Source organism: Aeromonas sp. XH (genome assembly GCF_033348475.1).
GTDB classification, from domain to species: domain Bacteria; phylum Pseudomonadota; class Gammaproteobacteria; order Enterobacterales; family Aeromonadaceae; genus Aeromonas; species Aeromonas sanarellii.
The window spans coordinates 4,008,173-4,025,330 of record NZ_CP137630.1 but is presented as its reverse complement, the minus strand read 5'-3'; the positions used below and the strand labels follow the sequence as shown (position 1 = coordinate 4,025,330).

Sequence of the window (17,158 nt, the reverse complement as noted above, 5' to 3'; positions counted from 1 at the left end):
CTTAGGCCCGTTTTGCTATTCCATTCTCACCGTTTTTCACGCCTCCAGCGGTTCTGCATCCGCCGTCCTGGGGGCCGGCTGCCTGAGCAGCAGCATCAGGGCGCTGGCGATGAACAGGAAGATGCCCATCACGTAGAACACCTGGTTGTAGGCCATGATGGCCGCCTCGCGGCCGATGGTGTTCGACAGCATGGCCCTGGCTTGCTGCTGCGCCAGCGCCGGATCCGAGCCCTGGGCCATCAGGTTCTGGGCCAGTTGCAGCAGGTAGCTCTGTCCCTCGATGCTGGTGGCGGCCAGGGTGCTGCCGATCTGGCTGACGTGGATCCGGGTGTCGTTGTCGATCAGGGTGGCGATGATGGCGATGCCGAAGGCGCCCCCCAGGTTGCGCAGCACGTTGAGCAATGTGGAGGAGGAGGGGATCTCCTCCGGGGTCAGGCTGGCGGTCGCCACCAGGGAGAGCGGCACCATGACGAAGGGCTGGCCCAGGGCGCGCACGACGAGCGACTGGATCAGCTGGGGGCCGGCGTAGTCGGCGCTCATGTTGACGTTCATAAAGCAGCTGATGGCGAACACCAGGAAGCCGAAGCTCACCAGATAGCGCGGATCGATGCGGGTCACCAGCCTGGGCACCAGGGGCAGCACCAGCAGCTGAGGCAGTCCCATCCACATCAGCACCTCCCCTATCTCCAGGGCGTTGTAGTTGTGGATCTGGGTCATGTAGAGCGGCAGCACATAGATGGATCCCATCAACGCCATGCCGAGCACCAGGTAGGCGAAGCAGGCCAGGGCGAAGCGCGGGTTGTGCAGCAGCCGCAGGTTGACCAGGGGGTGGCGGCGCAGCAGCTGGCTGATGACGAAGAACACTAGCGCCACCACGGAGATGACGGTGAGCCGCACGATGAAGCTGGAGCCGAACCAGTCCTCTCTGTTGCCCTCTTCCAGCACCACCTCCAGCAGGCCCAGCCCCACCGCCATGGTGAGGATGCCGACCAGATCCACCCGCTTGATCACCTCCCAGTCCACCGGCTTCCTGTCCAGGCCGTGGGCCAGCATGGCCATCACCAGCAGGCCCGGCGGCACGTTCAGGTAGAAGATGTAGTGCCAGGACATCTGCTCGGTCAGCCAGCCGCCCAGGGTCGGGCCTATGGCGGGGGCGAAGGTGGCGCACAGGCCGAACAGCGCCATGCCGGTGGCCCGCTTGTGCAGCGGCAGCAGGCTGACGATGAGGGAGAAGGCCATGGGGATCAGGGCCCCGCCGGTGAAGCCCTGCAGCGCCCTAAAGACGATCATGCTGGTGAGGTTCCAGCTGAACGAGCAGAGCACGGAGGCGACGATGAAGGCCCCCGTGGTCCACAGCAGGTAGCGCCGCACGCTCAGCCCCCGGCTCAGCCAGCCGCTCAGGGGGATGGCGATCATCTCCGCCACCAGATAGGAGGTGGAGATCCAGGAGCTCTCGCTCAGGGTGGCCGAGAGGGCCCCCTGAATGTCCTTCAGGGAGGCGTTGGTGATCTGGATGTCGAGGATGGCCATGAAGGCGCCGATGAGGCCCCCCATGACCGCGATCCAGTTGCGGCGTGGAATGGGTTCCATCAGTGGGCGGCCACCACGGGATCAGGGGTGCGGGTATCCACTATCACCTCGGTGGAGAGGCCCGGCAGCAGCCTGCCCGCCAGGGGGCCCGGCTCCGGGATGCGGATCTTGACCGGGACCCGCTGCACTATCTTGGTGAAGTTGCCGGTGGCGTTCTCCGGCGGCAGCAGGGCGAACTTGGCACCGGTGGCGGGAGCCAGGCTGTCGATGATCCCCTCGACCGGCTGATCCGGGTAGGCATCCAGGATCACCTCCACCTTCTGCCCCGGCTGCATATGCTGCAACTGGGTCTCCTTGAAATTCGCCTCGACCCAGACCTGGCTCAGGGGCACCAGGCTGGCCACCTGCATGCCGGACTGGACATAGAGCCCCTCCCGCAGGCTGCGCTTGCCGATGATGCCGTCGGCGGGGGCCCGCAGCTCTGTGTAGCCGAGCTCCAGCCTGGCCTGTTCGAGCTGGGCGGCGCTCAATGCCAGTCTGGCCTGGTTCTGCTTGGCCTCGGCGTCCAGCACCAGCAGCCGCTCGCGGGCGGCCTGCAGGGCGGCCCTGGCCTCCTGCTCCTGGGCCTGACTGACCTGCAGACCGGCGCGCACCTCGTCCAGGTTGTCCTGGGAGCTGTAGTGGCGCTCATTGAGCTGGCTGACGCGGCGCACCTGCTGCTGGGCCCGCACCTGTTCGGCATTGGCGGAGCTGACCCTGGCCTCGGCCTGGCGAATGAGGCTCAGCTGCTGGGTGCGGGTGGCGGCCAGGTTCTCCGCCGTCGCCTGGTTGAGGCGCAGGTCGGCCTCGGCCTCCGCGACCCGGGTCCTGTACTCCCGGTCGTCGAGCCGGGCGATGAGCTGGCCCGCCTTCACCGCCTGGTTGTCGGTCACCAGCACCTCGCCGATGTAGCCGGACAGCTTGGAGCCGATGCCGGTCACCTCGCTCTGCAGGTAGGCGTTGTCGGTGCTCTCGAAGTAACGGCCGTGCAGATACCAGTAGGCGGCGAACAGCATGCCCAGCAGTACCAGCAGCAGGGCGGCCAGCAGGGGGATCTTCTTGTGTTGACTCATGATATTGGGTTTCCTGAACTGTGGCGGGCAGGCTAACATCGCGAGACTGTTTCGATTAGTATCCATTCATGAGATATACAGTTTCACTGGTGAGACAATGGACTTGAACGCAGCCCTCATCCTCGTGCGCATCGTCGACAAGGGCTCCTTCACCGCCGCCGCCCAGGAGCTGGGCATGACCAAGGCCACGGTGAGCCGGCGCATCGCCGAGCTGGAGCAGCGTCTCGGCGTGCGGCTGCTCTACCGCTCCACCCGCCAGCTCACCCTGACCGAGGCGGGGGAGCAGTACTACCTGCGCTGCAGCAAGGCGGTGGAGGAGCTGGCCCAGGCCGAGCTGATGCTGAGCGCCAGCCAGCAGGAGGTGACCGGCACCCTCAAGCTGGCGGTCCCCATCGAGACGGGGCAGCTGGTGGTGGGCAGGCTGGTGGCGAACTTCCTGCAAGCCTATCCGGGGCTGCAGGTGGAGCTGGAGCTGACCAACCGCATCGTGGATCCCATCAGCGAGGGGCTGGACGCCATAGTGCGGGTCGGTGACATGAGCGACTCCAATCTGGCGGCACGGCGCCTGTGGAGCACGGAGCGGCTGCTGTGCGCCAGCCCGGCGTACCTGGCCCGCAGCCCGGCGATCGCCCACCCCGAAGATCTGGTACACCATGAGCGGGTGGCGGTGAGCAGCGGCTTCCTGGCGTCTCACTGGTGTTTCGAGCGGGACGATCGCGAGGTGCTGGTGGATCCGCCCTCCCGCTTCCAGGTCAACAACATCACCTGCGCCCGCGAGGCGGCGAAGGCGGGGCTGGGGCTTGCCTCCCTGCCCGCCATGCTGTGCCATGATGAGCTGGCGAGCGGTACCCTGGTGTCGCTGCTGCCGGATTGGCAGCAACCCAGGGTGCCCATCTACCTGCTGTTTCCGGAGCGGCGGCTGATGCCGCGCAAGTTGAGGGCATTCATCGATTTTCTGGTGGCCAACGGCCCCGAGTATGGCATCGACAAGCTGTTGTGAGCGGCGCCGAGTGCCGGGGTGAGGATGACAGAGGGCGGGCACAGTGGATCACATGCCATGGAGCCAGCCGCACCTGGACGGCCCGGGCGGGAGCGGTGCGAGACGGGCATTGCGAGGAGGGCATGAGTGGATCCATGGATTGACTTGTATCGAGCCCCCCACTCCCTGGAGGCGCACGCCCTGGAATGAGGGTAGCGCTGGCGACACTGACAAGCGGTTTCGAGGACAACGTATGGATCAGTGGATTAACTTGTATCGCGCCTCTCACTCATTGGAGGCGCACGCCCTGAAAGGGGCCCTGGAGGTCGAGGGCGTCAGGGTGCGGCTCAGCGGGGAGGGGCTCAGTGGTGCGCTGGGGGAACTGCCGGTGGATCTGCTGCAGGTCACCCTGATGGTGTGCGAGCAGGATCGACTGCGGGCGGGCCGGATCATCGAGCGCTACCAGCAGCGTCAGGGCAATGGCTGGCTATGCGGCCAGTGCGGGGAGGAGAACGGCGCCAACTTCGACATCTGCTGGCGCTGCCATCACGATCCCCACGAGCACTGATCGCGGCCGCATCTCAACGCAGGGTGAAGTCGATGTCATCTCCCGCGTGGGCGTCGTGATAGGTGGCGAGATCCAGCTCCTTCTCGCTGCGGGCGATGAGCACGGAGACCAGGATGTCGCCGGAGACGTTGACCGTGGTGCGCGCCATGTCGAGGATCCGGTCGATGCCCGCAATGAGGGCCACCCCTTCCAGCGGCAGTCCCACCGCGGTCAGGGTCAGGGTCAGCAGCATCAGCCCGGTGCCGGGTGTGCCCGCCGTGCCTATGCTGGCCAGGGTGGCGATGCTGATGATGGTCAGGTAGTCCACCAGGTGCAGATCCACCCCGAACGCCTGGGCCACGAACAGGGCGGTCACCCCCTGATAGAGAGCGGTGCCGTCCATGTTGATGGTGGCGCCGATGGGCAGCACCTTGGCGGTGATGGCGGGGGAGACCCCGAGCCTGCGCTCGGCGCAGGCCAGGCTGATGGGCAGGGTGCTGCTGCTTGAGCTGCTGGTGAAGGCCACCGCCTGGGCGTCGAGGATGCTCTTGAAGTAGTGCAGCGGGTTGAGGCGGGCCAGCAGGAGCAGCAGGCTGCTGTAGACGCCGAGCAGGTGCAGCAGGCAGCCGAGGTAGACGGCGCCGATCACCTTGAGCAGCGGCAGCAGCAGGCTGACCCCGTATTTGCCGGTCATCCAGGCCATCAGGGCGCAGACGCCATAGGGGGCCAGGGCCATCACCATCTGGGTCAGCTTGAACATCCCCTCCGCTAGGGAGGTGAAGAACAGGATGGCGGGGCGACCGCGCCGTCCGGTGGCGTTGAGGGCCAGGGCGAGGGCCACGGCGAATACGATCACCTGCAGTATCTTGCCGTCCACCATGGCCTGCATCGGGTTGCGCGGCACCAGGTGGCTCAGCACGCTGGCCAGGGTCGGCTGCTCCGCCAGGGCGCCCCGTTCATAGGGATCCATATTGGCACCCATGCCCGGCTCCAGCAGCCAGCCCATCATCAGGCCGATGCAGATGGCGACGGCGGTGGAGCAGAGATAGAGGGTGATGGCCTTGCCGGCGATCCGATCCAGGGTCTTGCCCTTGAGCAGCGAGGTGAGACCGGCGATGACAGAGCAGAAGATGAGGGGCACCATCAGCATCTGTATGGTGTTCACGAACAGGAGGCCGATGGGCTTGAGCAGGAGCGCCAGCTCGTTGAAGCCGAGCCCGATCCCTATCCCGATCAGCATGCCGAGCAGGGTCTTCAACCAGAGCGGGCGGCGGGTCCAGATCCGCCAGGGCTTGAAGACCAATCCATGGAACAGCATGACGCCAATGTCCTTATTTTCTGTCTGCGATGGCAAAAAGGGGCGCTAGTGTAGCCGTCCCCCCGTCAGGTTGCCACATTATCGACAAAGCGGCGCACAGGGCCACCCCGGGGACACGAAAAAAGGTGTTTTGTTGGCTTGCATCAAGATCGGGCGCCGGGCTTTTGGCTTTAATGGGCATCTGACATGATGATTAAGAGGTTTGCAATGACTCAATCGGTACACGGTCACGACGTGATGGAGATGATGCTGGCGCAGGGCGGCCAGTTTACCCGGGCCAGCCTCAAGCAGGCCATCGATGATCGCTTCGGGGCGGATGCCCGTTTCCACACCTGCAGCGCCAGCGAGATGGATGCCGAGGCCCTGATCGACTTCCTGGCCAGGCGCGGCAAGTTCATCGAATCCGACGAGGGCTTCCAGACCCGCGCCGACAAGATCTGCAACCACGGATGATCGCCAGCGGCGAGCGCGGTGGGGCGCTCGCCGAATCCCGCCACCTTTGTTATATTTCGCCCTCCTTCCCCTCTTGTTGAAAGGTTCTGCCCGGGCGCTCTATGGACACTTTTTCCGCTGCCGTCATGCTGTTTCTGATCATGGATCCCCTGGGGAACCTGCCGGTCTTCCTCTCGATCCTGCGCCACGTCGATCCCAAGCGGCGGCGCAAGGTGATGATCCGCGAGCTGCTGTTCTCCTTGGGTATCATGATGGGCTTCCTGTTCGCCGGTCAGCAGATCCTGAGCTTCCTCAACCTGCGCCAGGAGGCGGTCAGCATCGCCGGCGGCATCATACTGTTCCTCATCGCCATCAAGATGATCTTCCCGAGCCCCGGCGGCGTGACCGGGCTGGCGGCGGGGGAGGAGCCCTTCCTGGTGCCCATGGCCATCCCCATGATCGCGGGCCCCTCCATCCTGGCCTCCCTGCTGCTGCTGGCGAACCAGGAGCCGACCCGCATGGTGGACTGGTCTCTGGCGCTGCTGATGGCCTGGGGTGCCAGCGCCGTGATCCTGATGTTCTACGAGCTGTTCAACAAGCTGCTGGGTGAGCGAGGACTCACCGCGGTGGAGCGGCTGATGGGCATGCTGCTGGTGATGATCTCGGTGCAGATGCTGCTGGACGGCGTGCACCACTATCTGGCGGTGACGGGTCAGAACTGACGGGGCGGCATGCTGAACTCAAGGTGAAACGGGGCTCCTGGAGCCCCGTTTTTTTGCGCGTCAGGCGGCAGCGGCCGGGCCATCCGCCGAGGTTTCCAGCTTGCCCATGATGAGGGCGAGCAGGGTCTCCCGCAGCCAGCGGTGTCCGGGATCCTCCTCGTGACGCTGATGCCAGATGAGCAGGTGGGAGATGCTGTCGAGGGCGATGGGCAGCGGCAGCGGCACCAGGGGGTAGACCTGGGTGGCGTGGCGGGCATAGAGGCGGGAGAGGGTCACTATCATGTCCGAGTGCATGCCCATGCGCAGCGCCGCCTCGAAGGAGGGGACGGTCGCCTCGATCCGGCGATAGAGATCCTGCTCCGCCAGCTTGTGATCCAGCATCCAGCGATCCCGCCCTTCGCAGTAGGTCTGCACGTGGGGATAGGCCAGGTAGCGGGCGAGATCCCACTCGGGGTCGCGCAGGGCCGGGTGATCCCGCTGTACCAGGCAGGTGAGGTCATCGATGGCGAGCAGTCGCTGGCAGATGGCGTTTGGCAGGGTATCCAGCCTGAAATCCGAGTTGATGCAGTTCTCCCGCACCGTGAAGGCGATGTCCACCTGACCCTGGCTCATCTCGGTCAGGCTGTGCTCGGTCCACTCCTCGTAACGCAGCCGGATCCCCGGCGCCTGGCGCTTGAGCTCGCTCAGGTAGAGCGGCGCGAACAGGGTGAAGGCGCTGTCCATGCTGGCGATGACGAACTCCCGCTCCGTGCTGGCGGGATCGAAGTCCGGCGGCTGGATCAGGTTGTCCAGCGACAGCAGTATGGGCTGCAATTGTTGCTGCAGATCCAGGGCACGAGGGGTGGGATCCATCCCGTAGGCGGAGCGGACGAACAGGGGGTCGTCGAAGGTCTCCCGCAGCCGGCCCAGGGCCTTGCTGACGGCGGACTGGCTCAGGTGCAGGCGGCGAGCGGCCCGGCTGCCGTTGCGCTCCTCCAGCAAGACTTGCAGGATAATCAACAAATTAAGGTCTATGCGGCCAAGCTGTTCCAGCAACATGATATGAATCCTCTTCAATTCTTAGATGAATTTATACCATTTGTTTTCATATCTTGGCGATCCTATGCTCGACGGGTCTCTCGCCCTAGTGGCGGCTGGTACAGGATGTAGCGGTTGAGGGGACAAGTAGCACCGACTCATACGGCGGCCCCTGGTCGCCGTATTTTTTTATGATTGATTCGTAAACTTGCACCTGGCTTGATTTCGCCCAACAATCGATACGCTTTCTTTTGATACAACCTCAGGGTATCTATCAGTCAGGAGTATCCCCATGGGACTGGGTGGCATTCATATCTGGCATCTGCTGATCTTGCTCGTGGTCGTCGTCGTGGTGTTTGGCAGCAAACGCCTGGCCGGCGCCGGTGAGGATCTGGGCACCGCCATCAGGGATTTTCGCAACGCCTTGCGCGACGACGAACATCCGAACAAGTAGGAGTGAAGTATGTCTGTTGACGAGAAAGTGGAATTGAACGAGACCTGCGACAGCTGCGGCTGTTTCGCCGAGATCGGCACCATCATAGGCGAGGGTGATGACGTGATGGAGCTGGTGATCGAGGCGGCGACCGAAGCCGCTGCCCGCGACAAGCTGGCGGCCTACGAGGCGCTGGCCCAGCAGGTCACCGCCGAGGCCAGGAGCAGCAGCGAGCTGAGCCAGGGCCCCGACGGCGTGATCCTGAAGGCCCGCCTGCAATTCACCTGCACCGCCGAGAAGCTGATCTTCGAGATGCGTGCCCGCTCTATCTGAGCCCTTGATGAGACGGCAGGTCTGCCTGCCGTCTTGCTTTACCCCTCGCCTTCTCCCTCCCTTTGCGTTGTATAGTGAGTTATTCCACGGACGATCCGGTTCCCGTCCGGCATGCGCCGATCGGCAGCTGGTCCCGCGACGCCCCATGGCTCTTGCCATGAACCGCAGGCGCCAGGACGGTTCCTTCTGCTGGGGACCCGACAGGGCGCGCCGACCCACAGCGAGGTGGCTATATCATGATGAGGCGATGGATCTGGGGCCTGCTGGCTCTCTGCGCGCTCCCTCTGCTGGCGGCGGATCTCCATTCCCGGTCTGGTGACGTCCCCTCCCGTGCCGTGGACGTCAAACCCAAGCTCCTGCCTCAGGCGGGGGATCTCGAACACATCCTGCAGAAGAAGGAGCTCAGGGCCCTGGTGGTCTATGAGCGGGGATTCTTCTTCTTCGACAAGGGGGCCCAGTACGGCATCCTGGTGAACCAGCTGCAGGGCTTCGAGCGCTGGCTGAACCAGACCTACCTCCCCGGGGAGAAGCTCAAGCTCAAGATCATCTACATCCCGGTGCGCCAGGACCGGCTGCTGGACTATCTCACCGAGGGGCGCGGGGATCTGGTGGCCGCCAATCTGACGGTGACGCCAACCCGACGCGAGCAGGTCACCTTCTCCCAGCCGCTCATCTCCCCCATCGAGGAGTGGGTGGTGAGCCAGCGGGAGCTGCCCGCCTTCAACCGCATCACCCAGCTCTCCGGTCGGCGGATCTGGGTCCGCGCCAGCTCCAGCTACCATGAGAGCCTGCACCAGCTGAACTGGCTGTTTCGCGAGCTGGGGCTGCCTCCCGTCTACATAGAGACGGTGCCCGAATACCTGCAGGACGGGGATCTGCTGGAGATGGTGGCGGCCGGCATCATACCGCTGACGGTCACCGACAGCTTCAAGGGCCGGATCTGGCTCGACATGATAGGGGGCCTCAAGGCCCACAGGCTGATCCCGCTGCGGGACAAGGGGCGCAGCGCCTGGGCCCTGCGCAACAACAGCCCCGAGCTGCTCAAGGCGGTGAACGCCTATATCTCGGAGTCGAGCAAGCGCACCCTCTACAGCGACATGACATTGCGCCGCCTGCTGGCCCAGAGCGACCGGATGAGCAATATCCTGGCGCCGGATCCCCTGGGGCGGTTGTCGACCATCCGCAAGGTGCTGGAGGCCCAGGCCGACAAATACCAGCTGGACTGGCTGATGCTGGCGGCGCTCGGCTACAAGGAGTCCGGCCTCGATCCCAACGTCAGATCCCACAAGGGGGCGGTCGGCATCATGCAACTGCTGCCGAGCACGGGGGGCGAGGTGGGGATCCGCGGCACCCGGCTCACCAGCCTGGAGGGCAATGTGGAGGCGGCCTGCCGCTACATGCGGCTGATCCTCGACACCTACTTCAACGATCCCGGGATGGACAGGCTCAACCGCCACCTGTTTGCCCTGGCGGCCTACAATGCGGGCCCGAACCGGGTGCAGGCGCTGCAGGCCAAGGCCAGGGAGCGGGGGCTGGATCCCAACGTCTGGTTCGGCAACGTGGAGCAGCTGGTGGCCAACGAGGTTGGCCAGGGGCCCATCAACTACGTCGGCACCATCTACAAATACTACGTGGCCTACCGTTTCAGCCTGCCCCAGCTGGAGGGCAAGTCCGAGGCCATAGAGGCGGCACAGCCCTGATCGGTCAGTGCCGGCCGGGGAGGCGATCCTCATGAAGACGCGGGAGGGACTCCCAGCCCAGATCCCTGTGCTGCTGGTACCAGGGCATCAGCAGCCTGGCGGGGGTGGGATCCGGCTGGCTGGCCTGTGGTCCCTGGCTGAGGGAGGGGTGGTCATGCAGTTCCATCATGGGCTCCTTGACACGCCGGCATCGGGGCGGTTGTCTGGGTTATGCCATGACCAGATGACAAGGAGATGACCCTTGATCCCCGCCGACTTTGCCCTGCTCGACGATCCCGGCGCCGCCCTCAAGGCCCGCTGCCAGCTGATCCGCGCCGCCCGTCACCGGATCCTGGCCCAGTACTACAGTTGGGAGGAGGACGGCAGCGGCAAGCTGCTGCTGGCCGAACTTATCCGGGCTGCCAGGCGCGGGGTGCGGGTCCGGCTGCTCATCGACGATCTCTATGGCGGTGACAACCGCTTCCTGGAGGCGGTGGCGGCAGAGCCCGGCATAGAGGTGCGCCTGTTCAACCCCTTCTGGCTGAGGGGCTGGCGCCCCCTGACCCTGCTGCTGGAGGGGTTGCTCAGCTTTCGCCGCATCAACCACCGGATGCACAACAAGCTGCTGCTGGTGGACGGGGGCCAGGCGGTGATCGGGGGGCGCAACATCGGCGATCGCTACTTCGGGTTGGGGGCGGCCCCCCATTTCATCGATCTGGATTTGCTCTGCCGCGGCCCGCTCTGCCAGCAGGCCGAGCAGGGGTTCGAGCTGTTCTGGCAGAGCCGCTGGAGCCACCCCGTGCGGCGCCTGCTGCGACGCCCCCTGCTGCCCGCCGAAATCGCCGTCCTGAACGACTTCCTGCTGACCCTGACCGAGCCCGCCATGGCCGCCGTCTACGATCTGCCCGCCAGCCTGTTCGACGACGAGCCCGTGCCCCTGCGCTGGCATCCGGGCCTGGGGGAGTGCTGGTTCGACCGGCCCGGCAAGGGGCTGGTCTCCCGGCCGACCACGGCCCCCCGGCTGGGACGCAAGCTGGCGGCCAACCTGGGGGCCCTGAGGTTGGTGAGCCCTTACCTGATCCTGACCCGGGGCCTGCGTCGCCGCCTCCGGGAGCAGCGCAGGGCGGGGGTCGGCATCGCTATCCTGACCAACTCCCTGGCCAGCACGGACGTCCCCCTGGTCTATGGCGCCTACCGACGTCACCGCCCCTGGCTCGAACGCCAGGGGATCGAGCTGTTCGAGCTGGTGGGTGAGGAGACCAGTCTGCATGCCAAGCTGATCCTGATGGGAGAGGAAGAGGCGCTGCTCGGCAGCTTCAATCTGGATCCCCGCTCCCTGATGCTCAACACCGAGCTGATGCTGCACCTTCGCTGCCCGGCGCTGTGCGACGAGTTGCAGCACCTGATCGAGGCATGGCTGCAGCGAGCCGTTCACCCTGTGGGGGGACCGCCCTCACCCTGGCGGCGCCTGCTGGCGCAATTGAGCGATTGGTTACCTTTGCACCGCTGGCTGTGAGGGGCGCAGGGCTTGTGCGAGATCTCGCAAAGCCTTGTGCGCCTTCGAGGATAACGTTTGCCATCCAAAACCGGATGGGGATTTTATCGTATTGTTTTTAATCGATTTATATCCTGATGTTGGTGATTTTTCTGGCACCTTGCCTGCATGGGGAGCCGCATAAAGCGGTTTTTTATTTTATTCAACTGGGTAGTATTCCGGTTGCAAGGACAAACACGGCGGCGGGTCTGCCGTGTGGGCGAAGGCAACAGGGGAACTGGGCCGGTCGGATTGCTCCGGCAGGCATCGCGGATCGGGAGCGGAAACCCGTGAGGCGCAACGGCGCCCCTTCATTGCCGGATCCCAATATGGAACATGCTATTTGCGAGGGGGTGACATGCGAGTGTCGCCCCATTTTTTTGTCTCCCGCCCTGGGCGCCAAAGCAAGAAGACCGCCAGCTGGCGGTCTTCTTGATCCTGGATCCTGAGCGTCTCAGGCAATGCCGGCCAGGAGTCGGCTCCAGTTGCGCTTGGCAACGAGGAAGCCGTCCCGCAGCGAGCGATATTCCAGCTGCAGCCTGAGCCTGTCGTAGCGCGCCAGGGCCTTGCGCCCGCGCTGCTCCAGCAGTTGCTTGCGGCTGGCGTAGTAGTGCTGGATCTGCTGGCTCAGCTTGTCGTACTCCTCCTGCAGCAGCGCCTGCCACAGCTCCCTGTCATCCTGCTTGTGCAGCCTGGCCTGGGCCCGCTTGAGCTGCATCTCCAGCCGGGCCTGCTCGATGCGCTCCTCCGGGCAGGATCTCAGGTCTTTGGCCAGCCCGCACCAGGCGGCGCTCTGGATCAGCCACTTGGTGGGGTCGAACTGCCACCAGCGGATGCCGTTGCGGTAGTCGTTCTCGAACAGGTGGTGGAAGTTGTGGTACCCCTCGCCGAAGGTGAAGAAGGCCAGGATGCCGTTGTCCCGCGCGCTGTTGCGATCGGTGAACGGCTGGCTGCCCCAGATGTGGGCCAGGGAGTTGATGAAGAAGGTGGTGTGATGGGTCATCACCATGCGCAGCACCCCGGCGAGCAGCAGCATGCCGAGCAGGTCCCCGTGCACGAGTCCCAGCAGCAACGGAATGCCGATGTTGGTGCAGAGGGTCAGCGCCAGATAGTGCCTGTGCTGGAAGGCGACCACGGGGTTGTTCTGCAGATCCCGCACGTTGCTGTAGTCGTGGTAGGTGTCGCGCTGGTATTCCCGCAGCATCCAGCCGATGTGGGAGAACCAGAAGCCGCGGCCCGCGCTGTAGGGATCCTTCTGGTTGTCATCCACATGGCGGTGGTGGCGGCGGTGATCCGACGACCAGTGCAGCGCCGAGTTCTGCAGGGCGAGGGCGCCGCCGATGGCGAAGATCCACTGCAGCAGCGGGTGCGCCTTGTAGGCCTTGTGGGACCAGAGCCTGTGGTAGCCGGCGGTGATGGAGATGCCGCAGTAGCAGAACAGCAGCAGGAAGCTGCCCCACTGCCAGAGGTCATAGCCATGGGTCATGCCGTACCAGGGCACGGCGATCAGCGCGGTCAGCCCGGAGAGGGCAAACAGCAGGGTGTTGGTCATGATGATCGGGGGGCGTTCCATCTCACTCGGTTCCTTTCAGCGAACAGCTGTTCACTATTCTCCATTGAGCCGGAATGCGGGTCAATGGTAAAAAAGTCGGAGACAAACCTGATCCCGTCCCTCCCTTCGGGTTATCATCTGGCCTCGCTAATCTCAAGGTGACTGTTTTCGTGGGTATTCGCGCGCAACAAAAAGAAAAGACCCGGCGTACGCTGATCGACGCGGCGTTCAGTCAACTCTGTGCCAACCGCAGCTTCTCCAACCTCAGCCTGCGGGAAGTGGCCAGGGAGGCGGGCATAGCCCCGACCTCCTTCTACCGTCATTTTCGCGACATGGAAGAGCTGGGGCTGACCCTGGTGGACGAGGGGGGGCTGACCCTGCGCCAGCTGATGCGCCAGGCGCGCCAGCGCATCGCCGGTGGTGGCAGCGTCATCAGCACCTCGGTACAGACCTTCATGGAATTCGTCGAGAACAACCCGAACATCTTCCGTCTGCTGCTGCGCGAGCGCTCCGGCACCTCGGCCGCCTTCCGTCAGGCGGTGGCCCGGGAGATCCAGCACTTCATCGCCGAGCTCACCGACTATCTGGAGGCTACGACTGAGGCGCCGCGGGAAGAGGCCTACATCCAGGCCGAGGCCATGGTGACCATCGTCTTCAGCGCCGGTGCCGACGCCCTCGACATGACCCCCGAAGAGTGCAAGGCGCTGTCGGAGCGCACCATCAGCCAGCTGCGGATGATCGCCATGGGCGCCGAGGTGCAGAACCGCAAGCGCCGCGAATCTCTCTCTTAACGCAAGGATGGACAGCCTCATGCATGAACCGAACCCGATCCCGAAGAAGCCCCTGGTGCTGGCCCTGCTGATGGGTATCTGCGGGGATGCTTTCCTGTCGACCCTGCTGGAGTCGGTCGTCCCCTTCTCCTTCTTCCCCCTCATCGCCCTGCTGCTGGCGGCCAGCCAGCTCTACCAGCACTATCGTCACGAGCCCATGGTGGGCAACACCCCCAGCTGCATGCTGATCTGCTTCTTCATCGGCGTGTTCGGGCACTCGGCCCTGCTCAAGGTGCAGTACCCCGAGCTTGGCAGCAACTTCTTCTCCCTCATCGCCATGCTGTTGCTGCTGGCCGCGCTCTCCATCAAGCTGGGCATCAGCCTCGGAAAAACGCAGAAGGAGTGACGAGTCACTCCTTCCGGTCTGGCAGGGCGGGTCGACCTCAGTCGGCCCGGGGCGGGGTCTCTCCCTTCTGCCTGGCGTCTATGATGGCCTGCAGCTTGGCGCGGATCTCCATCATGCCGAACACCCCGAAGATCAGCACCTGGGTGAATTCGAGGCGGGTGACCGCGAAATAGGGCTTGCAGGCGGCCTTGATCATGCTCGCCTGCACCCAGTGCATCAGTATCACTATGACGCCGCACACCGGCAGAAAGCCGTTCAGTTTGCCTGGCAGGGTGCCCAGCAGGGCGAGCACCACGCCAAACCAGAAGAACAGCAGCACCCCCATTGCCAACAGATTAAACGCCCGCTTCATCGCCTACCTCCCGTACATAGAGTTGATGGCAGACCTGGCCGGCCTGCCTTTCCTTGAGTCGTTGCCCACATTGACGGGGAGGGGCACAGCGCCCATCTCCCCCCACCCACCTGGCATTTAAACCGCAGCGTCATTTCTGGTGTCCCGCAGATAGAGCTGGTAGCAGACCTGACCCGCCTGCTTGTCCTTGAGCAATTGCCAGCTGGCGGGCAGGGCCAGATCGGCCATCTCCTTTTCCCGCTCAAGATAGATGAGGGCGTCCGGTGCGAGCCAGCCGCGCTGTTCCAGCAGCTCGCACACCTGAGGCAGCAGTTCGCGGCGAAACGGCGGATCCAGGAACACCAGATCGAAGGGGGTGGCCTGGCCTTGCAGCCAGCTCACCGCATCGGCCTGGATCACCTGGCCCTGAGTGCTGCCGAGCACGGCCAGGTTCTTTCTGAGCTGGTCGGCGGCGCCCCTGTCCATCTCGATCAGGGTCACCTGCTCGGCGTAACGCGACAAGGCCTCCAACCCCAGCCCGCCGCTGCCGGCAAACAGGTCGAGGCAGCGGGCGCCGCGCACATGGGGTGCCAGCCAGTTGAAGATGGTCTCCTTGACGCGATCCGTGGTGGGTCTGAGTCCTGCCACATCCCTGACCGGCAGTTTGCGCCCCTTCCACTGGCCGCTGATGATTCGTACCACGCCCGCGCGCCCCTGGGGGGCCGGGCTCTTGCTCGGGCCGTTACGGCTGGATTTCACTCTGGGCATCGCGTTTCGTCGTCAGAAAATAAAGTGATAGTATAAGGCGGTTCATTTTTATGCCGACCCGCCGAGGGACGGCTATCTTAGCAGTCAGCCTTTGATGTGAGTATTTTTAGATGGCAAAAGGTTTGTTTTCCTGGCTGGGTTTCGGCCGCAAGAAAGAAGAGGCTGAGGCCGTCCCATCGCAGGCGCCCGACGCCACCCCGGCTGTCGCCGAGTCCGAGGTCACCGTTGCCCCCGCTCCCGTAGTTGATGCCCCCCTGACCGAGGCTCCTGCTGTGCCGCACGAGGCAGCCCTGACGGGTCCAGAGGAAGGCCCCTTGGTGGCGGAAGAGCCGGAGGGCGAACTCGAGCCCGTCATCGTCAATGAGGCCCTGATCGCTGCCGATCCCCAGGCTGGGGAAGAAGCGCGCCTTGCCGCCGAGGCTCAGGCTGCGGAAGAGGCCCGTCATGCTGCTGAGGCTCAGGCCGCGGAAGCAGCGCGTATCGCCGCCGAAGCCCAGGTCGCCGAAGAAGCCCGTCTTGCTGCTGAAGCTCGCGCCGCGGAAGACGCTCGTCTTGCCGTCGAGGCTCGCGCTGCGGAAGAAGCGCGTATCGCCGCCGAAGCCCAGGCTGCCGAGGAGGCCCGTATCGCCAAAGAGGCCCAGAGAGCGGAAGATCTGCGCCTGGTCGCCGAGATGGAGGCACAGGCCGCCGCACTGGCGGCCCTGCCCCTGGCCGCAACCGTGGACGACGACACCCAGGACAAGCCGCAGCGGGAGGGCTTCTTCGCTCGCCTCAAGCGAAGCCTGGTGCGCACCAGGGAGAATATCGGCTCCGGTTTCTTCGGTCTGTTCCGCGGCAAGAAGATCGATGACGATCTGTTCGAGGAACTGGAGACCCAGCTGCTGACCGCCGATCTCGGCGTGGACACCACCAGCCGCATCATCGAGGGGCTGGTGCAGCACGCGGATCGCAAGCAGCTCAAGGATGCCGAGGCGCTCTACGGCCTGCTCAAGCAGGACATGGGCGAGATGCTGGCGAAAGTCGAGCAGCCCCTGGTGATCGACACCAGCAAGAAGCCCTATGTGATCCTGATGGTGGGTGTGAACGGCGTCGGCAAGACCACCACCATCGGCAAGCTGGCCAAGCAGTTCCAGGCCGAGGGCAAGAGCGTGATGCTGGCCGCCGGCGATACCTTCCGCGCCGCCGCCGTCGAGCAGCTGCAGGTGTGGGGCCAGCGCAACAACATTCCGGTGATAGCCCAGCACACGGGCGCCGACTCCGCCTCCGTCATCTATGACGCCATCGAGGCCGCCCGTTCCCGCGGCGCCGACGTGCTGATCGCCGATACCGCCGGCCGCCTGCAGAACAAGAGCAACCTGATGGAGGAGCTCAAGAAGGTGGTGCGGGTGATGAAGAAGCTGGACGATGCGGCGCCCCACGAGATCATGCTGACCCTGGACGCGGGCACCGGCCAGAACGCCCTGAGCCAGGCCAAGCTGTTCAGCGAGGCGGTGGGCCTGACCGGCATCACCCTCACCAAGCTGGACGGCACCGCCAAGGGCGGCGTCATCTTCGCGGTGGCGGACAAGTTCCAGATCCCGATCCGCTACATCGGGGTGGGCGAGGGGATCGACGATCTGCGCCCCTTCGTCGCCAACGACTTTATCGAGGCGTTGTTCAGTCGCGATGAATGAGCCTGGCCGCGATGCGCCAGCT

At 64.5% G+C, this 17,158-nt stretch carries 19 protein-coding genes; 11 read left to right on the top strand and 8 right to left on the bottom strand.

The window, feature by feature from the left end; all coding sequences use genetic code 11:
- Window positions 1-36: 36 nt before the first annotated feature.
- Window positions 37-1,590: a DHA2 family efflux MFS transporter permease subunit gene (locus R2B70_RS18605; protein WP_318162202.1), complete on the bottom strand. Its 1,554-nt coding sequence runs from the start codon at window positions 1,588-1,590 to the stop codon at window positions 37-39.
- On the bottom strand, window positions 1,590-2,642 hold the full coding sequence (locus R2B70_RS18600) for an HlyD family secretion protein (RefSeq protein WP_216991228.1): 1,053 nt from the start codon (window positions 2,640-2,642) through the stop codon (window positions 1,590-1,592). The genes R2B70_RS18605 and R2B70_RS18600 overlap by 1 nt, the downstream gene beginning before the upstream one ends.
- 97 nt (window positions 2,643-2,739) lie before the next feature.
- On the opposite strand from R2B70_RS18600, the gene R2B70_RS18595 reads away from it, so the two are divergent.
- Both R2B70_RS18595 and R2B70_RS18590 read left to right on the top strand, forming a co-directional pair.
- Window positions 2,740-3,642 (top strand): LysR family transcriptional regulator, encoded by a 903-nt coding sequence (locus R2B70_RS18595; protein WP_318162201.1) that lies wholly within the window; start codon window positions 2,740-2,742, stop codon window positions 3,640-3,642.
- Window positions 3,643-3,874: 232 nt separating this feature from the next.
- Complete coding sequence (locus R2B70_RS18590; RefSeq protein WP_042076131.1) at window positions 3,875-4,189, top strand: DUF2007 domain-containing protein; 315 nt, start codon at window positions 3,875-3,877, stop codon at window positions 4,187-4,189.
- A 13-nt stretch (window positions 4,190-4,202) separates the two neighbouring features.
- Here R2B70_RS18590 and R2B70_RS18585 read toward each other — a convergent pair whose 3' ends face one another.
- Entirely contained in the window at window positions 4,203-5,486 is a 1,284-nt protein-coding gene (locus R2B70_RS18585) for a dicarboxylate/amino acid:cation symporter (protein ID WP_042076134.1), read from the bottom strand.
- A 207-nt stretch (window positions 5,487-5,693) separates the two neighbouring features.
- Between R2B70_RS18585 and R2B70_RS18580 the strand changes: the two genes are divergently transcribed.
- Window positions 5,694-5,939, top strand: coding sequence for a YecH family metal-binding protein (locus R2B70_RS18580; RefSeq protein ID WP_042076135.1), 246 nt, complete (start codon window positions 5,694-5,696; stop codon window positions 5,937-5,939).
- 101 nt (window positions 5,940-6,040) lie between these two features.
- Window positions 6,041-6,640: a YhgN family NAAT transporter gene (locus tag R2B70_RS18575; RefSeq protein WP_209793803.1), complete on the top strand. Its 600-nt coding sequence runs from the start codon at window positions 6,041-6,043 to the stop codon at window positions 6,638-6,640.
- A 60-nt stretch (window positions 6,641-6,700) separates the two neighbouring features.
- Here the strand turns inward: R2B70_RS18575 and R2B70_RS18570 are convergent, their stop codons facing one another.
- Window positions 6,701-7,678: a LysR substrate-binding domain-containing protein gene (locus tag R2B70_RS18570; protein WP_042076139.1), complete on the bottom strand. Its 978-nt coding sequence runs from the start codon at window positions 7,676-7,678 to the stop codon at window positions 6,701-6,703.
- A gap of 271 nt (window positions 7,679-7,949) precedes the next feature.
- On the opposite strand from R2B70_RS18570, the gene tatA reads away from it, so the two are divergent.
- The 3 genes from tatA (at window position 7,950) to R2B70_RS18555 (ending at window position 10,123) form a co-directional block, all read left to right on the top strand.
- The gene (tatA, locus tag R2B70_RS18565; protein WP_042076141.1) at window positions 7,950-8,111 is read left to right on the top strand and encodes a twin-arginine translocase TatA/TatE family subunit; all 162 of its coding nucleotides are present in this window, start codon (window positions 7,950-7,952) and stop codon (window positions 8,109-8,111) included.
- 9 nt (window positions 8,112-8,120) lie between these two features.
- A complete protein-coding gene (locus R2B70_RS18560; protein WP_042076144.1) occupies window positions 8,121-8,423 on the top strand; it encodes a YfcZ/YiiS family protein in 303 nt (100 codons plus the stop codon).
- Window positions 8,424-8,659: 236 nt separating this feature from the next.
- A complete protein-coding gene (locus tag R2B70_RS18555) occupies window positions 8,660-10,123 on the top strand; it encodes a lytic transglycosylase F (protein WP_042076146.1) in 1,464 nt (487 codons plus the stop codon).
- Window positions 10,124-10,127: 4 nt separating this feature from the next.
- Here R2B70_RS18555 and R2B70_RS18550 read toward each other — a convergent pair whose 3' ends face one another.
- The gene (locus R2B70_RS18550) at window positions 10,128-10,292 is read right to left on the bottom strand and encodes a hypothetical protein (protein ID WP_162231307.1); all 165 of its coding nucleotides are present in this window, start codon (window positions 10,290-10,292) and stop codon (window positions 10,128-10,130) included.
- Between the two features lie 72 nt (window positions 10,293-10,364).
- On the opposite strand from R2B70_RS18550, the gene R2B70_RS18545 reads away from it, so the two are divergent.
- Complete coding sequence (locus R2B70_RS18545) at window positions 10,365-11,618, top strand: phospholipase D family protein (protein WP_318162200.1); 1,254 nt, start codon at window positions 10,365-10,367, stop codon at window positions 11,616-11,618.
- A gap of 472 nt (window positions 11,619-12,090) precedes the next feature.
- On the opposite strand, the gene R2B70_RS18540 is transcribed toward R2B70_RS18545, so the two are convergent.
- Window positions 12,091-13,209: a fatty acid desaturase gene (locus tag R2B70_RS18540; RefSeq protein WP_216991223.1), complete on the bottom strand. Its 1,119-nt coding sequence runs from the start codon at window positions 13,207-13,209 to the stop codon at window positions 12,091-12,093.
- Window positions 13,210-13,358: 149 nt separating this feature from the next.
- Here R2B70_RS18540 and fabR point away from each other — a divergent pair, with 149 nt between their 5' ends.
- Both fabR and R2B70_RS18530 read left to right on the top strand, forming a co-directional pair.
- A complete protein-coding gene (fabR, locus tag R2B70_RS18535) occupies window positions 13,359-13,979 on the top strand; it encodes an HTH-type transcriptional repressor FabR (RefSeq protein ID WP_042076151.1) in 621 nt (206 codons plus the stop codon).
- Between the two features lie 19 nt (window positions 13,980-13,998).
- A complete protein-coding gene (locus R2B70_RS18530) occupies window positions 13,999-14,364 on the top strand; it encodes a YijD family membrane protein (RefSeq protein ID WP_209793799.1) in 366 nt (121 codons plus the stop codon).
- A gap of 37 nt (window positions 14,365-14,401) precedes the next feature.
- On the opposite strand, the gene R2B70_RS18525 is transcribed toward R2B70_RS18530, so the two are convergent.
- Together R2B70_RS18525 and rsmD are read right to left on the bottom strand one after the other, a co-directional pair.
- Window positions 14,402-14,716 (bottom strand): DUF1145 domain-containing protein, encoded by a 315-nt coding sequence (locus tag R2B70_RS18525; RefSeq protein WP_042076154.1) that lies wholly within the window; start codon window positions 14,714-14,716, stop codon window positions 14,402-14,404.
- Window positions 14,717-14,833: 117 nt separating this feature from the next.
- On the bottom strand, window positions 14,834-15,463 hold the full coding sequence (gene rsmD / locus R2B70_RS18520; RefSeq protein ID WP_318162199.1) for a 16S rRNA (guanine(966)-N(2))-methyltransferase RsmD: 630 nt from the start codon (window positions 15,461-15,463) through the stop codon (window positions 14,834-14,836).
- A gap of 110 nt (window positions 15,464-15,573) precedes the next feature.
- Between rsmD and ftsY the strand changes: the two genes are divergently transcribed.
- The gene (gene ftsY, locus R2B70_RS18515; RefSeq protein WP_318162198.1) at window positions 15,574-17,136 is read left to right on the top strand and encodes a signal recognition particle-docking protein FtsY; all 1,563 of its coding nucleotides are present in this window, start codon (window positions 15,574-15,576) and stop codon (window positions 17,134-17,136) included.
- Window positions 17,137-17,158 lie beyond the last annotated feature (22 nt).

Bases quoted from the DNA above. Each gene is read 5' to 3' on its own strand.
- R2B70_RS18575 (WP_209793803.1), top strand. From the start codon at position 6,041: ATGGACACTTTTTCCGCTGCCGTCATGCTGTTTCTGATCATGGATCCC.
- R2B70_RS18605 (WP_318162202.1), bottom strand. From the start codon at position 1,590: ATGGAACCCATTCCACGCCGCAACTGGATCGCGGTCATGGGGGGCCTC.
- R2B70_RS18590 (WP_042076131.1), top strand. From the start codon at position 3,875: ATGGATCAGTGGATTAACTTGTATCGCGCCTCTCACTCATTGGAGGCG.
- R2B70_RS18600 (WP_216991228.1), bottom strand. From the start codon at position 2,642: ATGAGTCAACACAAGAAGATCCCCCTGCTGGCCGCCCTGCTGCTGGTA.
- R2B70_RS18570 (WP_042076139.1), bottom strand. From the start codon at position 7,678: ATGTTGCTGGAACAGCTTGGCCGCATAGACCTTAATTTGTTGATTATC.
- R2B70_RS18550 (WP_162231307.1), bottom strand. From the start codon at position 10,292: ATGATGGAACTGCATGACCACCCCTCCCTCAGCCAGGGACCACAGGCC.
- R2B70_RS18560 (WP_042076144.1), top strand. From the start codon at position 8,121: ATGTCTGTTGACGAGAAAGTGGAATTGAACGAGACCTGCGACAGCTGC.
- R2B70_RS18585 (WP_042076134.1), bottom strand. From the start codon at position 5,486: ATGCTGTTCCATGGATTGGTCTTCAAGCCCTGGCGGATCTGGACCCGC.
- R2B70_RS18525 (WP_042076154.1), bottom strand. From the start codon at position 14,716: ATGAAGCGGGCGTTTAATCTGTTGGCAATGGGGGTGCTGCTGTTCTTC.
- R2B70_RS18555 (WP_042076146.1), top strand. From the start codon at position 8,660: ATGATGAGGCGATGGATCTGGGGCCTGCTGGCTCTCTGCGCGCTCCCT.
- tatA (WP_042076141.1), top strand. From the start codon at position 7,950: ATGGGACTGGGTGGCATTCATATCTGGCATCTGCTGATCTTGCTCGTG.
- R2B70_RS18580 (WP_042076135.1), top strand. From the start codon at position 5,694: ATGACTCAATCGGTACACGGTCACGACGTGATGGAGATGATGCTGGCG.
- R2B70_RS18530 (WP_209793799.1), top strand. From the start codon at position 13,999: ATGCATGAACCGAACCCGATCCCGAAGAAGCCCCTGGTGCTGGCCCTG.
- R2B70_RS18595 (WP_318162201.1), top strand. From the start codon at position 2,740: ATGGACTTGAACGCAGCCCTCATCCTCGTGCGCATCGTCGACAAGGGC.
- ftsY (WP_318162198.1), top strand. From the start codon at position 15,574: ATGGCAAAAGGTTTGTTTTCCTGGCTGGGTTTCGGCCGCAAGAAAGAA.
- rsmD (WP_318162199.1), bottom strand. From the start codon at position 15,463: ATGCCCAGAGTGAAATCCAGCCGTAACGGCCCGAGCAAGAGCCCGGCC.
- R2B70_RS18540 (WP_216991223.1), bottom strand. From the start codon at position 13,209: ATGGAACGCCCCCCGATCATCATGACCAACACCCTGCTGTTTGCCCTC.